This window comes from Microbulbifer regidiadema (SeqCode) (genome assembly GCF_052467605.1).
This window is the reverse complement of sequence record NZ_CP174316.1, coordinates 2,960,686-2,976,715: the sequence shown is the minus strand read 5'-3', so window position 1 is coordinate 2,976,715 and position 16,030 is coordinate 2,960,686. Positions and strand designations below refer to the sequence as shown.

The 16,030-nt window shown below is 47.4% G+C and carries 14 protein-coding genes; all 14 read right to left on the bottom strand.

Annotation, left to right across the window (positions count from 1 at the left end):
• Positions 1–133: 133 nt before the first annotated feature.
• Entirely contained in the window at positions 134–592 is a 459-nt protein-coding gene (locus ACJJIF_RS13650) for a hypothetical protein (RefSeq protein WP_444928896.1), read from the bottom strand.
• Positions 571–1,797 carry a hypothetical protein gene (locus tag ACJJIF_RS13645; RefSeq protein ID WP_444928895.1) on the bottom strand — a complete coding sequence of 409 codons (1,227 nt, stop codon included), beginning with the start codon at positions 1,795–1,797 and terminating at the stop codon, positions 571–573. Before ACJJIF_RS13645 ends, ACJJIF_RS13650 begins: the two co-directional genes overlap by 22 nt.
• A 638-nt stretch (positions 1,798–2,435) precedes the next feature.
• On the bottom strand, positions 2,436–3,551 hold the full coding sequence (locus ACJJIF_RS13640) for a transposase (protein WP_444928894.1): 1,116 nt from the start codon (positions 3,549–3,551) through the stop codon (positions 2,436–2,438).
• Positions 3,552–4,538: 987 nt separating this feature from the next.
• Positions 4,539–4,856 carry a hypothetical protein gene (locus ACJJIF_RS13635; protein ID WP_444928893.1) on the bottom strand — a complete coding sequence of 106 codons (318 nt, stop codon included), beginning with the start codon at positions 4,854–4,856 and terminating at the stop codon, positions 4,539–4,541.
• Positions 4,846–5,574, bottom strand: coding sequence for a hypothetical protein (locus ACJJIF_RS13630; protein ID WP_444928892.1), 729 nt, complete (start codon positions 5,572–5,574; stop codon positions 4,846–4,848). Before ACJJIF_RS13630 ends, ACJJIF_RS13635 begins: the two co-directional genes overlap by 11 nt.
• A 528-nt stretch (positions 5,575–6,102) precedes the next feature.
• Complete coding sequence (locus ACJJIF_RS13625) at positions 6,103–6,603, bottom strand: hypothetical protein (RefSeq protein ID WP_444928891.1); 501 nt, start codon at positions 6,601–6,603, stop codon at positions 6,103–6,105.
• A gap of 787 nt (positions 6,604–7,390) precedes the next feature.
• Positions 7,391–8,383: an AgmX/PglI C-terminal domain-containing protein gene (locus ACJJIF_RS13620; RefSeq protein ID WP_444928890.1), complete on the bottom strand. Its 993-nt coding sequence runs from the start codon at positions 8,381–8,383 to the stop codon at positions 7,391–7,393.
• Between the two features lies 1 nt (position 8,384).
• Complete coding sequence (locus ACJJIF_RS13615; protein ID WP_444928889.1) at positions 8,385–8,906, bottom strand: ExbD/TolR family protein; 522 nt, start codon at positions 8,904–8,906, stop codon at positions 8,385–8,387.
• A 12-nt stretch (positions 8,907–8,918) separates the two neighbouring features.
• Positions 8,919–9,431 carry an ExbD/TolR family protein gene (locus ACJJIF_RS13610; RefSeq protein ID WP_444928888.1) on the bottom strand — a complete coding sequence of 171 codons (513 nt, stop codon included), beginning with the start codon at positions 9,429–9,431 and terminating at the stop codon, positions 8,919–8,921.
• An 11-nt stretch (positions 9,432–9,442) separates the two neighbouring features.
• Complete coding sequence (locus ACJJIF_RS13605; protein ID WP_444928887.1) at positions 9,443–10,108, bottom strand: MotA/TolQ/ExbB proton channel family protein; 666 nt, start codon at positions 10,106–10,108, stop codon at positions 9,443–9,445.
• A gap of 201 nt (positions 10,109–10,309) precedes the next feature.
• Complete coding sequence (locus ACJJIF_RS13600) at positions 10,310–10,579, bottom strand: hypothetical protein (RefSeq protein ID WP_444928886.1); 270 nt, start codon at positions 10,577–10,579, stop codon at positions 10,310–10,312.
• A gap of 2 nt (positions 10,580–10,581) precedes the next feature.
• Positions 10,582–11,229, bottom strand: a complete 648-nt coding sequence (locus ACJJIF_RS13595) for a tetratricopeptide repeat protein (protein WP_444928885.1) — start codon at positions 11,227–11,229, stop codon at positions 10,582–10,584.
• Positions 11,216–14,080, bottom strand: coding sequence for a tetratricopeptide repeat protein (locus ACJJIF_RS13590; RefSeq protein WP_444928884.1), 2,865 nt, complete (start codon positions 14,078–14,080; stop codon positions 11,216–11,218). The genes ACJJIF_RS13595 and ACJJIF_RS13590 overlap by 14 nt, the downstream gene beginning before the upstream one ends.
• Entirely contained in the window at positions 14,073–16,028 is a 1,956-nt protein-coding gene (locus ACJJIF_RS13585; RefSeq protein ID WP_444928883.1) for a hypothetical protein, read from the bottom strand. Before ACJJIF_RS13585 ends, ACJJIF_RS13590 begins: the two co-directional genes overlap by 8 nt.
• Between the last annotated feature and the right edge of the window lie 2 nt (positions 16,029–16,030).

Here is a 16,030-nt window from a genome sequence, read left to right as displayed (position 1 = left end):
GCTGATCAGCAGCACCGTATTCCAAATTTCCTACATATATTCTGTTTAAATAAAGTTTCTTCATGTTCTTATATGGATATAATATTAAGTGCGATCGTTGATGTATGCAGAGTGCTGGCTGGTATAAAGCCTGTCAGTCGGTAACAAAACCTGCCCACGAAAATGCATCAAAAATTATTTTTTCATGTTTTGGATCAAGACTCCGATACAAGCTTTTATTTTCATTAAACCATACCTGCAAATTGGCCTCATTGAGGCTAAAGACACCACGGTTCAGTAGTACTAAGCAAATACAAATCGAAAATTCGCGCTCATGTTTGGGCGTGAGATAATGAGAACAAAGAGAGATAACCTCACCGGGGTAATAGTGCTGCTCTAGCGTTAAGATACATTGTTGTTCAGAAATTACGTTTCGAAGATCCTTGTAATAGATGTCTGCATCTGATCCATAATCTGCTTGCGCAATAAATTTCAGCTCAGATTCAGTAATACTTTGTATAAAGTTGATCATAGCTTTTTTAACGCTCGTGTTATCGCTGTGTACTTGAAAGTGTGTTAATTGATAGCTTGTTATAGTTTTACCTTCAAACACCGTAAAGACCTTTTATCTTCTAATGGCCCACTGAAACACAAGCTGCCGTTAGAGTTTTTGGGGGCCTCATTTTCGTAATAGGGGTTTGTCATATTACCAATTTCAAGTTTTAAGTGGTGAAGCTGATTATACAGCGCTAATTTAGCTTCGAAATCATGGAACTTGCCGGCATACTCAGTATATTCTGGGGAAATAGACACTAAGGCACTGCCGATATAATTTCTTAGTTTAGACGTAGAAAGAGGAGTATTATTAGCAAATTCGATTTGCTTTGCAAAGTCAGCAGGGGATAGCTGTGTCAATCGCTCTAAATCTGAGTATATAGGGGTAATGGAATTTATTGTCATATTTGGTTTGTATACAATACGCGTAAGCCAGCCGGGAAACTTGCCATCCAGTGAAAAAAATTCTGGATTTTTATCCAAGTTTTTGAAGATGTAGTATGACATCCCAAATTCTCTAGCTGCGATCATGTAAAAGCTCTTTTCCGTTTGACTTAAGCTGGGAATCAATCTTGCTTTAGTGTCACAATTGGATAAAATGATACTCATCACATCGACAATTTCTGATAGCTTCATAAGGAATACTAGTTTTCCTATAAGATTATCCTGCAATTTCATTGATCTTCTTAATTTTGAAAACTGGAGTGACAGAGAATCTAAGGCCTTTTGAGCATCCCCACCTCTATAAGCAGCGATTGCTTCAAGTGTTTTTATTCTATTGGCGGCAGCAATGTATTGATAGGGGGGAAACAACTCGTGAATGGTTGGCTTCGACAGTGTTGTGTATTCATTAAATTCAAAAAATCTATCTACCCGGGAAACCAATACGTGGTGTTCACTCAATAGATTTTCGATATTAAGCTGGGATGAAAATAGGTGTTTCAGGCAATCATCTTCCCATACCTGACAAAAATCCTTTCCTGTTGGTGATGCGATTTTCTTTGAGTCTGGATACTCAATAATTTCATAGGTGTCATCAGTATCCAATTTTCGATATTCAGATAAAAGTTGACTGCCAACACTTATCGGATCTTCTTCTTCACTGGCAAATATACCGTGTAAATAAAGATATGATTCACTTGTATTTTTGCCGTGAGTACGCTCAATTAGATCTATAGATTCTTTGCTTAAATCATCATCTATTTGTGTTATTAACAAAAGAAGGATTAAGGTAGCTGTGAGAATGGTAAGTAGTCTTTTCATAAATTATAGTGCCTAAATTTTCTGCGAAAAGCTAGAGTGAAAGAAGCCTCGAAATAAAGATCTAGCGAGATTGGTTGGCGTTCATGCTTAGCTTTATATAGTTGTTCTTTTTCAATTTTAATGTTGAGAATCCTTTTCTCTAGTGACTAAGTTTATCCCCACCTTTAGCGGGCAACGAAGGGTTGGTTTACTCGCTCTCACTTTCTGACCGATTCGCCAAGATCATTAACAAATAAGTGTTTTGCAAGTACTCACTAGGTATAACTCGAATGCTTATATAGGGCTTGAATGTGAATGGCAAAACGGCGGTAGCTTACCTTGCAGAAACCTAAGAGATCAATATATTTTCCAACTCGCTAAGATAGAAGTTTTGCTAAATTTTTAGGAGCCTAGCCAAGACTGATAAACTGGAGGTGATTAATATCTCATATTTTCAGGAAACCCGGATAGATTACGACTGTGCGAAATCTATCCGTATTCATTATATACATCGATATAGCATTTAACCCGGTTAACTTGTGATACATTTTCACCAAGTACTAACTGACAACACTTCGGACACTTTTATGCCGCAATTGCCCCGTAATCGCTGTAGCGATCATAAATATAGCTGACTTTTTCACAGCTTCGGTCCAGACCTAAGCTGCTAAAAACCTATTCATCAGATGCTGGTTGAACTTGCGGCGCTTCCAGCTGGCGATTGAGATAACTGTAGGTGCATCTGTCTGCGTCTCTCTGCGACCTTCAAATTTCAGCAAATTCAGCGCTGTCAGCGACGCATTAACATGAAGGTTTATGGTTTCCTTTCGTGCAGATTGGCAGTGAGTTAATCCGGTGTATTGCTTCGCATCCCTGAATAAGAACTCTATTTGAAATCTTGATTTGTAGTACGAGACTAATTTAACTGCATCTAAATTCGTATCTGTAGAATACAGTAGCGCACTTCCTTTTTTATCGTCATCAATAGGCTTGAGCAGCACCACGCGTATGGCGCGTTTTAAAAATTTGGCGTGCACCACCTTCGTGTAGACTTTAACTTTGGCATCAAAAATTCCAGAAAAATCAAAACGGCATAAATCTTCAAGGTCAACTTTTCCGTCAAACCGTTTAGGGCGCCCCTGACCGTTGTATTGCCCCTCGTATAGCCACTGCAAATTAGCATCAATCCGTAACTTTCCAACGATATGCATTCCTTCCTGAAGAATTGGGCTAACAAATGTCTTTTTGCTATAAAATGCGTCTGCTGCAAGGTATTTAATCCCAAGATTAAGCAACTTCGGTAGAACTTTGAGAGCATGGCTCACATATTGTTCAACCCTCGATTTTCCTTCTTCATCGATCGTTTGTTGGGAATCTATGGCATAGGCAGTATTTGTCTTCAAGTCGGTGACTCTGATCGTAGAGATCTCAAGGCCGCGTTGTGATTCTCCAACGCTGCCGTTATAAAACCACCCTAGGCCATCAGTCTTTTTGCCGGATTTACTGATGAAACTGGCATCAGTAGCGGCGACACATTCACGATTTTCTTGGAGTTCGCTGGCAAATAATGTGGTGTTAAACTGGGTGAAGTCAAAGCATCTATGTGACCAGCGTCGATAACGTTTCTCACTTGAGGTACTGAATCTGGCCAGATTCAGATAGGTCGCCTTGCCTCGAAAGACCATCAGTACCGACAATAGAGCCATCATAAATTTCTGCTGGGGCTTACCAACACTGGACATTTTGGCAAAAACTGTTTTAATTGTGTCTTCCATGGGCGGTTACTGCGTTAATTAGACTTCGTAAACCTTATTCTCTCAGTCTCCGCCCATGGATTTCAGCACCACGCCCCCAATTTTCCCCTCAAAACTGTCCGAAGTGTTGATATGATGGAACTAATCATCCAACAAAAGACATGATATATCTAATTTCAGAGGATGGCTGGTAGCATTAAAAGAAGATGGTAGTTTCACGATTAAAGTTGTCTATGCGCGCTATCGGAGCAAATTATTCTAAAAATGGGGTTTTATTACCCAAAAAATAAATTAGCTGAAGTACATTGAATTATACCAAAAGCGCCTGTATACCGTAGAATTTATCCTTCTTGAAGAAGGTTTCAAGGGTTAAAAGAATGTCCCCCAAGGTTTATCAGCTGAAGAAAATTCCAGAAAGATTTATGGTGTTGCAACTTGATCCATTAGTGCTATGTGAACAGCTCGGGAACGATGACTTACTACCGCTTATACTTTCTCATGGAATGACGAACGAACCACTTTGCCTCACTGGGGCAAGGTAGTAGATATTTTTGTGCCCTTTTCTGCAAAAGGTGTAGAAATACCTGATATATCCCTATGGAAGGGAGCTAGCTTAGCTTAGCTTAGCTTAGCTTTGCCTTCAACTGATTATCTTTTGGAAAAGAAAAAGAAGAACTTTGTGTTAAAAAATATCTGAATGACGAGATTGGTGAGATAGAAACATTAGTATTTGATTAGGGTGATATATCTGGCCGATTCCTATTTAAATCAAAACTTATGCTGACATCTTCCCTATATTGCTCTTCTACCTTCAAGGCCCTGTGCAGTGAGTTTGGGTTAGAGGGTTTGATTAACTCGTTTTAGGTCTTCTTTATAGGGGAGGGAGTAAATGGTATCGTGACGCATCAGCCCCCCTTTTTTATATTCTACCCCTATTATTTATGCACTTTCACACCGCCTTAAAAAATAGCTATTAATTATTATGACTGCTGGAAAAGTGAGTGTGGTTTAATTACACCAGGTATCAACGTCATTGGGATTAAAACCAGCACAGCTAATGGATCTATCTGTTTTTATATATGGATTGTCATTTTCACCCGTATAGTGATAGTAAAAATTTTTATCATAGCCATATAGCCACCATTCTCCAGAGCCATTGTTCATTTTAGTTACGTGAAAGGTAAAAACTGATGATTCTTTTGGGATAATGAAACCATTACCAGTTAGTAAGTACCAACAATTAGCCCCCGCTGGCGTTATAAAAAAAACATAAATTAGCGCCAATACCAGAAGACCTGTTAGTGATAGAGCTCGTTTATTCTTCATAAAAGTATAATATAGCTGTTCCCGCAATAGCCCTATTCAAAGTATTCATGGCATCGTCGGCATATTTTTCAGCCATTGCACCACTACCATTGTACCCTTTTATTACCAGTCTTAGTTGAGACATAGTTATTGGTCCGTTATGACAGGGAGATCCGGTAACACGATCAATAAGTTGTCTAAGATGTGCCGCACAGTAATACAAGTCTGCTCTAAAATCATCGCCAGATACTCGGGTGTCTTGGTCCCAGCCGAAAGCTCTATATCTAGCTTCATTTGATAAAGGGTTTCTACCATATTGATTTTCTGTATACTCAGCTGCATCAATCAAGGCTGCTCGAGACATATTGGTAAAACCTGATGATCCTTTAGCAATGGCATTAGGGAAGATCCCGAATAAATGCTTATCAACTATCGCACCAAATGTTGTAATACTACGTTCAGCAAACTGACCAATCTTTTGGAAAGTAGTTCCATTTGGTCCATTTTCCTGTTGTAAAATAATGGCAAGTAACACATGTGGGATACCGTGGTACATAGCAGCATTTTTAATCCATCGGCGAATTTCTTTATCACTAATTTCAAGTTTGAATATTTCATGCCTTTCTGGTACATACCACATTGCTTGTAAAGGAGAGGGAAAGTCTCCCTTATAACTAGCGATTTTTGGCAAGCCAGCTATGAATGTTTTTTCACATCCAGTACATTTTTTTGAAGACATACACCACCCATTTTTAATGTGGTTAGTTAATTTAAATAACCTTTTAGAGACAAATTAGCTCTTGCGGTTTGTTGTTAAATATAGCGTTTTGTTTGTCCGGTGTGGAGCTCTGTTAGAAGCATCTTAGTGACTGGGGTACAAACTTTAGATTTGTTTTGTTTAGTCCAAATGCTACAGTTGATGAAGAAACAAATTCACCGGTGGCAGAATTTTCATTTATTCTTAACTTGCAATCCCATATGTCTATTAGCTTGCCATTGGGTTGTTCATATTTTGATGGATTGCAGCTGGTTTGAATGTTTGTTGTATTTCTGCTTTCATAAGATGTGGAAAAAATAACCGATAGATGATTCTTTAGAGTATATGGGTTCTTTGGGTCTGAAACTGATATCATGTCACATAATGGCTCTTTTGAAAGGTCGCGGTCGGCCGCTTCAAATAGTGACGAGATAACTTGTTCGCCGGTCGGTTTATTGAGTGTTTGTGCAACCCAGAAGGGTTAGGGTGGCCCATATAATAAATTTCATATTAGATTGCCATAATAGAATTCGACAGTAGTGCCTTTTGTGAAATATGCACGTTTAAATTTTTAATAAAATAATCTTGAAGGTCAGATACCACTTGATTTTTTGTGTTGCTGTAATTCCACACCTTGCCTTGATTAAGTATGCCAATATGTTTTTTGGGGTGGTTAGCCATTACATATTTGGTAGCTTTTCTAGTAACATTTGAAGCCAGCGTAACAAAGATCAAGCACTCAGTAACTGCAGCAGGTTTAGCGGATAAAAGATCGCTTTTTGTGCACTGCTTAAAGATATTATCAACACGGATGGTCGCACCTATTACAGACTTTTGTTTATCTGCCCAAGTGAAATTTTTACATGTGGGGCCAGGAAACTCATAACTCATCATATGGGAAACGTAGTGCGCACAATGATTTTGAGTATTAATTTTGCCAAGGCTAAAAGGACAAATCTGGCCGATACTCTTCCCTAGACTCTGGCCTAAATTGGTAGTTGTTTTTGACACCTGTAATCTCCCTATATATGAATTTGTAACTGTGCTTCTAATAGATTAGGGTATACACGAATGTAAAAAAATTAATAATCTAGTTGCGAGGTAAGAAGGGTGAAAATTTTAGCCGACGTATTATCCGGTTACTAACCGTCACTTGTAATACGTTGTCGAGCCCTCCACTTTCTCTCTGTTACTTAGCCCTCTACTCAAATTTAGCACCATAATAAACTATATTTATATAGCAATCATTCTTATCTTTATTATCCTGGTTGCTGCTTTGAAATCAATCTAGTGTAAGAGTGTGTAAAACATGGAGTTTCAATAAGTCATCCTGTAACTGGCCTTTTTGTACCAAATTTAGAAAGAATAACTTTTCCCACGGCTCCCAATTGATTAGATTTGTCTAAGTCTTTGTAATAAATAATAATTTTTTTGTTATTTCTGTAAAAAAACAATATAAAATTGATAAAAGCCATTCTAGCCTCTATTTAAGTCTCTATGTAAGTACTGAAAAACCTACTATGGATGAATTTCATGCCATTTCAGATTTTTATGCTTTAGCGACGAGGACCTTGGGTATGTTTGGGTACCCTTGTACAGTCTTTATGGCTATTGAAAATTAAACGTGTAGTGGGGGGATAAGGGAATCTCTAAGTCTTTTTTACAGAGCAGTTATGTAAGGGGCTGGAATTCATAGAAATATACTCAGGGATTGCTCTAGCACTGAGCTGTAACCTGGCCTTCTATAAATGGCGCCACCTCCCTGTGTCGCCATGCTGCTAAGCGCTCTATTTAAAAATTAAGAGGGTAGGAAATCGATTGAATAGTTTTTGGTAGTGCTTTCAACGTTAGCAGAACCAAAGTTAATCATGCGAATCCTCGCCAATAACTTGCGCTCTAATGCCGGATTATTGAGTTCGCTCTCTACCAGTTTGATTGAGGCGATAGCACCATTCGGGGCGATCACCAACTGCACCGTGAGCCTTCCCTGGAGAGTTGGGTCCCTGCGCAGTGCGCGATTGTAGATGGCAATAATGGCCGCTTTATTGGCCTCCATAACACTGCGAATAGAGTCATCGGTGCGTATGGATTTTTGCCCCCTGGCCTTGGCGACGGTTTCTTTGGCCGATCCCGTCGCCTGGGTACTCTGTACCCGGGTGCTTTCACGGCCGGCTAGTGATACACCTCCGGTATCACGGCTCACCTTGCCGGCGGCAACGCCGCCACTGGCGGCTTTCGACTTATCCGCAATCATACTGCGTTCGATTTTAGTAGCAGTTGCATTGCCCGCACTGAGCTGACCCCGACTGACTTCTGCAGTGCTAAAACTCTCACGCATATCCAGTAAGTCATCGGCGAGTGCATTCAAGCCGCTATTGGCGGCTTTCTCCCGGGCCTGCTGCACTTTGGCAACCGGAGGATTTTCAACCTTGCGCGGCTTTTCTACCGGTTTGGGTTTGTCGGGCGTCTCCGCTTTTTGCTTGGGCTGCTCTTCGGGCTTTTTCTTCTCCTCTGGCTTCTTCTGCACTGTGGGTTTTGGCTTGGGCTTGGCTTTAGGTAATTCCTTCTTTTCCAGAATCACTTTGGCCAGCTGTGGCGGTATCCTTTCGGCCTGCTCCCGGGTGAGTTCGGGGACTGGCGCCAGTGCAACGGCAATGCCACTGATGGCCAGGGCGATAAGGCCTGCGCGCAATAGCTTGATAAAGCGCTGATCCTCCTCTCGCGAGGCGGACCAGGGCAACACAGTTTCCTGTAGCTGCCAGGGGGCGTAACTTAGGGTTGCTGTGCTCATATCAGGACTCCACCACCGAGGGGTCTTCCGCTGCAGTTTGCTCTACAGCAAAAGACATATCGCGGAAGTCCGCAGCGGCGCAGGCGTGCATGATCTGCTTTAGCAGCTCATAGGGGACCTGCTCATCCCCCATAATGGTCACAGCGCGGCCCAAGGTTTTCTCGGCCTCACTCAGCTCCCCAGCGCGCTCAGCGCGGTACTTAAGCTCGGTTACCAATGGCTGAATGTTTTCTGCACTGGGGTCGATATCAGCGATATCGATGATAAAGCGATCCCCGACAAATAGCTGTTGGTTGTTAACCCGCACCACCGTCGTCACCTCGGGCTTTTGTTGTGAGGTGGACTTGGGCAGCTTGATCGTTTTATCCGTCTGTAGAACCTGTACATCACTGGTTGAGTTTACCAACAGGAAAAATACCAAGATGGTGAAAATATCCATCAGTGATACCAGGTTCAGTTTTGACTGCTGTTTTTTCTGCCTTAGCCTGCGTTGTTGTAGTTTTGCGGCTGCATTTATCTTCATGGTTTGGCCCCGCTATTTTGCTAGCTCCGGCGCATCGCCGAGGGATATCTGCGGAAACAGTTCGGCATCGACAACGGATGCGGCCACTACTGCCCGATAGCTGCGCGCGGTATCCATGGCGGCCACTAGCGTTTTGTAGGGTGTTTCCTTTTCCGACAGGATGACCAGATCATCTTTGGTGATCGATTTTTCCCGCAACTGGCGTTTTATTTGCTGTAAAACGACAGATACCGTGGCGAAATCCGCCGAGTTTTCCACATGTGGAATACGCTTAACCCGCTGTCCTGCGGGGTAATTAATATCGATATACTGCTTGCGCAAAACGAGTTCCAGCTGGCGATTTTCCTCCACACTGCTGGAACTGCCAGCACTGAGACCCGGCAAATTCAGCTTGAGCACAGAAATATGGGAAAACACCATATTGAGCAGTAACACTGGAACCAAAATAGTCATCAAACTCATAAATGAGGTGATATCGAGTTCTGCTTCCTCGTGTCCCCGCCGGCGAATATTGATGTTCAGCATGGCGCTATCCCCTAGCCGTTAGCGGTGCGTGGTTCCGCTTTCTGTGGGCGTCCCATGGTCAGCAGATTGAGAAATTTAACGCCGGCCATTTGCAAGCTGTCGACAATTTCATTGGTTTTGTTTTGCAGCATTGAGTTGAACAGCAACAGGGGAATGGCGGAGATCAGGCCAAAGGCGGTGGTATTCATCGCTACGGAAATACTGGTGGAGAGCATGGTCGCTTTCTCGGAGGGGTCGGCGCTGGCCACGGCGGTAAATGCGGCGATCAGACCCATAATAGTACCGAGCAGCCCCAGCAGGGTGGCAATATTGGCGAGGGTGGCCAGATAGCTGGTGCGCTTTTCCAGGCGGGGCACGGCTTCGAGAATCCCCTCTTCAATGGCCAGGGCAATATTTTCCTCACGCTTGGCGAATTGCAGGGTATTGACCCCGGCTGCGGCAATACGCCCCATCGCGGCATCGTTATTGCGGGCCAGTTGCAACACATTTTGGTAATTGCGTTTTTGCAGCATGGGCAATACTTGTTGATAGGCCTTTTTATTGGCGCTCTTGGCGCGAGTTAAAAATACCCAGCGCTCTACCACCATCGCCAACCCGATTACTAGGACAACCGCAATTGGATACATAAAAGGGCCGCCATTTTGGAAGAAGCGCAGCATTGCTTGAGTGAATTCCATGATTTAATTCTCCACAGATAAAAATATAAATTTGGGGCGTAAAGGATGAGAGGTTCGGCCTTTTTTCGCCATATTAAAAGCACCACAGGGCGCTAAAGCGCAGTGCGGCATTTCCATTTGTTCGCTGTGTCAATGCAGCGGCGCCGCGTCCCTGCGCCACAAAATAGATTTTTGGAAATTGTTTTTATTTTTTACTTTCGCTTATTGAGTTTTTTGGGGCTCGCTCTGTAGCAGCTTTATTTCGCGGCGAAATTCAGAGTATTCCTGATGTTCAAAAACAGAGGTGAAGGTTTGCGGCAGAACACTGTCGAGCCTTTGCAAGCTGTCGGCCTGTTTCCAGGGAATAATATATAAAACTTTGGGTTGTTCCTGGTTGCCGATAACGGTGGATTCCAGCGTGGTGATTTCTTCAGCGGTTGCGCTTTGTAGGCAGAGAAATAGTGCCGATAAACATCCGAGATACAGTTTCATGGTTAAAGTCTCCGCTCCAGCTCAAGTATCCATGCGCTGAGCAACTTATCCTGCTCATTGCCGGCTGCTTGCGCGGCGAGATAGTGCTGTAGGGCGCGCTCTGGTTGTTGCAGGTAGAGGTCGTAGAGGATTCCCAGATTGCGGTGAGCATCGGCATAGTGTGGCCAGCGATCTATAGCGGCGCTGTAGTATTGCTGTGCCTCATCAAAGCGCCCTCGGGCGCGCATCAGCGCGGCGAGCTGGTTCCAGGCAAATACATTGTTATCGTTTGCGGCAATGGCCTGACGAAAGCTCTGCTCGGCCTCTGTGTATTTCTCCGCCGACTGTTGCACGATGGCGAGATTTAGCCAGGCGCCGGAAAGTTCCGGCCATTTTTCAGTAATGGGTAACAGCTGTGCTTCAGATGCGGCCAAATCGTTTGCCTGAAAATATTGGTGGGCCAAATCCATTGCCACGCGGGCCTGTTGCGGTACGCTTTGGCTATCGCGCAAATAGGGATTTTCTGAGTGTTGTTGCAGCGCTTGCCCATCGCTTGGTGCTACTGTCTTTTGCACAGCGCTACAGGCGCAGAGGGTAAAAGCCAGCAGCGCAGCGATTAGGGGCCGCGCGGCAGAGAAGACTTTGGGGGCGCTCAATTCAGTGCAGTGCATCACTCCACTCCAGGGTTTTTTCTTCTTTTTTGTAGCGTGCTGGCAGCAGTTCTCCCAGGGAGTGGAAACTGCGTTTAACCCAGTCGTCGTAAATCCCGTCTACGGTGCGCTGGATATTAGCCTCGTGAAGTTCTATGGATTTTTCTTCAAAAGGATAGGCCTGCTCTTCCAGTAGAATTTCGTATTGCTCCAATTCCAGTTCGTTCAGGTTTTTAGGGCGCTGTGAGTCCATCAGGTCGCGGCTGAGCTGCCGATACACTTCTGCGAGGCGGTAGTTGGCCTGCGGGGTGAATTCTGCAATACCAAGCTCCAGGACTTTGCGGTAGTCAGCGACGGTGGTTTGCATGGCCCGCTTTTTATTGGCGAGACTGGTTTTTAACGGCAGGCGCAGTGCCAGCTCGGCAAATTTCGCATAGCTCTGCTCTGCCAGTTCACTTTGTGAGTAGGCGGCCAGATAGCGTCCGCGCGGTGATTGCAGGGCGTTCTGTGCGAGTTGTTGCAGCCAGTAGTTGCGTTTGCTGGGCTGCTTGGTCTGCGCATAGATTTCCACAAGCTGAAATTGCGCTTCCAGGCGCTGCTCGGGGGGCTCTGGCCACAATTTGCTGTAGTTGCGGTAGCTTTCAATCGCCCTGTGGTATTCAGCGGCTTTTTGCAGGTTTTCTGCCGCCATAAACAGGGATTGACGGCGAACTTCCCGGTCTGGATCTGTCGCGGCTAATTGCAGCAACTCGGCGGCGGCTGCCGCCGGCATTTCCAGTGCCTCGAAGATAACAATCGCCTTGCTCGCCAGTGTTGGGGCCAGGGTGTGGGCGGGGTAAAACTGGCGAAAATCTGCCAACTCTGCACTGGCGCGTTGCCATTGTCCCAGCTGCATCAGAAAATTAATCGCATCGTATTGGGCGGTGGCTGCGATTTCTGTACGGCCGCTATCGCGAATACGCAGCAGGTGGCCGAGGGCGTCCTCACTGGGTGCGGCATCCTCACTTTCGCGTTGGGCGAGGAGGGTTTCTGCCTGCCGGTAGATGGATAGCTGCAATTGATGCAGGGCATCTTTGCGCAGTGTCTCATCGGGCTGGTAGCCGAGTGCGCGGGTGTAGGCGGCTTCAGCCTGGGGGTATTGCTTCAGGGAAAAATGGCTGTGCGCCAGTATCATGGCAATACTTAATTGCTGCTGTCGATTGGCTGGCGGTTGCCATTGATCGGCGTGTTCAGCGGCGGCGATAGCCTCGGCGAAGCGTGATTGTTGTAACAGCTTATCCGCAGCGGCGAGCTGCACTGGCAGTGCTCTCGGGTCTTGGGGCCAGCGCTGGGCGAACTTCAGGCTCGCTTCGATATTGCGGTCGAGCCACAGGATTTTCTGTTCGGCCTGTTGTTCGGATATCTGCTGGTGCACTTTTGCTGCACTGAGAATGGCTCCGTAGCCGGCTTCGGCAGCATACTTGGGGTCCTGGTATTCCCAGGCGACCTGGCTGTATGCGCGCCAGGCAGCGGGATAGTCTGCGGCCTGCTCAAGGCACTCTGCCATCAGGAATACCATCGATGGTGTGCGCGGGTCCTGTGGAAAAGTCTGGGCGTATTCCCGGTACAAACTGGCCGCACTGCGGTAGGCATCCAGTGATTGAGCGCTGATAAGACGGCGCTCTCTCAATTTATTTGTGTGCAGCTTGGTGACCTGCTGGGCTAATTCCTGTGCGCGGGCGTGGTCAAACTGGGCTAGTTCGTACAGCCAGGGTTGTAGTGTTTTGGCTAATTCCCGCTGCTGGGTTTCCCCTGCGGATTGCCAGTAATCACTGTTCACACCATAGCGCCGCACAAAGTCCCGTTTCGTCGGCAGAACGTCTTTGTACAGCCTGCCGGCTTGCAGGGTGTCAACGGCGAGCAGGTGTAGTTGTGAGGCCTGCTGGGTTTGTGAGTAGTGATTTACAAAATGTAAAAAAGTATCGGCACTGTTGCGGAATAGCTCTTTTTCCCGGTACCAGGTGCCGAGGGCGCGATACAGCTGGTGCTGATAGGGGCGGGGCTCTCCATTGAGATTAAAGGTTTCAATGGCTTCGGCACCTCCGAGGTAGCTGAAGTTTAATGCGAGTCCGCGCAGGCTGTCTTCGCGCAGACGCTGCCGCCCCACAGGAAGCTCTTCGCCCTGTGCGTCACCGTGCAAAATATCCAGGGACTGAAGAAAAATCTGTGCGGACTCGCGGTAGTTACTCGATTTAAATTCTGACCAGGCCAGCATATAGCGGGCGTTGTCACTATATGGGCTCTGCTCGTGCTCGAGCAGTGCGCGAAAATCGCGGGCGGCACTGCGGTAGTCTTTGCGATTAAAGGCCGCTTCGCCACGGCGGAATAAAACTTCACCGATAAATGGTGAATCCGGTGTACTACCGGCAATCTTCTCCAGTGCCTGTAGCGCTGCGGGCATTTCTCCATCCAGTGCCCGGGCGCGGGCTAAGCGGTAGAGAATGTAGTCATCTTGCGGGCGCTGTGCGGACAGGCTCTGGTAGTAATCGACCGCGCTGGAGTAGTCGATAATGCTATCCGGGTTATCAGACTGCTGTTGTTCCAGCCGCTCCATTTCCAAATCTGCCAGGCGCAGGTGGATTTGTTGCTGAACTGCGGGGTTGGTATGGCTCTCCAGGGCTGTGCGGTAACTTTGCAGCAGGTTCTCCAGCGCGGCAGCGGTTTGCGCGGGCGGGGTTGGGGAGACTTCGTCAGGTGAGCTGGGGGCGGTGGCCCGGGGCAGATCGGCCAGGGTTTGTACTGGTTGCTGGCCACAGGCCGCCAGCACACAGCAAATACCGATTGCCAGGGAGCGCAGGATAAATATACCGGTCCGCTGTGAGACGTTATTCATAACCTTCGCCCCCGCTATTCTCTCTGTCACCACCGGCGCTGGGGGTCGCCTGTAGCGCAGCATCTTGTAGGCGCGCGATAGCCAGGCGGGTGTGGGCCATATAATTTTGAATTTGCTGCTGCTCCCTACCCAGTTGGGCGATAACTTCCCGGCGCAAGTCGGCTTCAATCCATTCACTGGCGCGATCAATGGCGGCCTGCTGTGCGGGTATTCGCTCGCCGGCGCTAACCACGCGATAGGCCAACTGGCGCAGTTGTGGCCCCCGCTGCGCCTCTGTCTCGGTCTTGTCACGCTGTTGCCGGCCACTGCGCAATTGATCTTCGAGCTGCTGGAGGGATTTGCGCTGTTGCCACAGCTTGTCGTGGTACTGCTCGCTGGCTTGCCAGAGCAAAATTCCCCGAGCTTTGGCCAGGGTTTGCCGCTGTTGTGGGCGGACTTTGCCGCTGTCCTGGAGTTTGTTTAGACGCACTTGTGCGCTGGTGAGAATTTGCAGTAACTCCAGGAGTTCACCCTGATCCCCGGGGCTGGCTGTGGTTGCCAACAGGGTCAGCGCATCGCGCTCCCGTTCAATTTTCTCCAGTGCCGCCCTTAAATCGTCGTACTGCTGCGTTGCTAGCTGCAATTGCTGGTCAAACTGGGCGCTGTTGTAGTGATCGATAATGGCGCTGCGGCGCAGGTGGCGCTCTTCGATAAGAGCGGTGAACTGGGGCAATTTGTCCCGCCAGTCCTGTAGGACCAGGGACAGTTGCTGTAGATCGCGCAACTCGCTCAGCCGCAGTTGGAAGCGGTCACTTTGCAAAATGGGGCGTAGAAAGTGCTGGTTGTCGCGCAGTAGTGGGGAGGCCTGGGCCAGTTGTAACCAACCGTAGCGCCACGCTTCGCGCTGCACGGGATCATAGGCCAGCGGCTCCGATGCCAGGGCCTGCTGTAACTGCTGTAATTCTGTGAGTGTTTGCAGGTAATAAGTTTCAGCATTCCGATAGGCGCTGAGGGCAACGGGGCGGTTTTGCAGTTTTTCGTAGCTGTAGGGGAGCGCTACCATCGCTTCGCGGGCGGCGGGGCTGTAGCGGTGCTTATCCAGTAAAAATTGTAGTGCGTCTATGCCCGCCTGGTAGTCCTCAGCGTTGATGGAGGACCAGGCCATGCCCAAAAGCGCACGCGTGGCCCAGGGGGTGTTGAGGCGAACTCGGGAAAATGCTTGCCTGGCTGCACTGTGCTGCTCGGCAAGGGCCCGCGCATAACCCAGGCCAATATGGGCTTTATCGACGAGTATGGGGATTTCTGTCGACGGGGTATCTAAGGTTTCTGCGAAATTAATCGCCGCCTGATACTCGTTGATAGCGCTGGGCAATTGAGCGGACCTGGCGAAGGCCGCAGCCAGGTTAATATGCCCCAGTAATTGCTCCGCTGGAAATAAGCCACTGCTCTGCAGTAACTGTTGTGCTGCGCTGAGATCGCTGCTGCGCAGGGCCAGATTGAGCGGTAGCGAGGATGCATCCGCAACCCCGGACTTGTGCAGGTGTGCCGCCGCGCTGACAAAATCACCGTTCAGGTAATTTAATTCGGCCAATTTTAACCAGGCGGTGCTGCGATATTTGGGCGCTGCGTTGGAGCTGCCCTGTTGCTCAAATAGTTTGGCCGCGCGCCTGTGTAAGCCGAATCCGAGGCTGATCCCGCCCTCTATCAACGCGGCATTGTCCCGGTGAACCTGAATCGAATCCCGCTGCTGGGCAACCAGTAGGGTACTCAGGGCAGAAAAATAATTTCCCTGAAAATAATCATAGAGGGTGCTTCCATAGGCCAGGTCTTGAGCCCGCTGGTATTTTTGTGGGGCGCGCTGCTCGCTGCTGTCTAGATCGGCAGCAGTTTCTGCTTCCTGTGCACAGAGGCTGCCCGCTGAAAGGGCGAGCGCCAGGGATAGGGTGCAGGTAAAAGATCGATAGTACATGG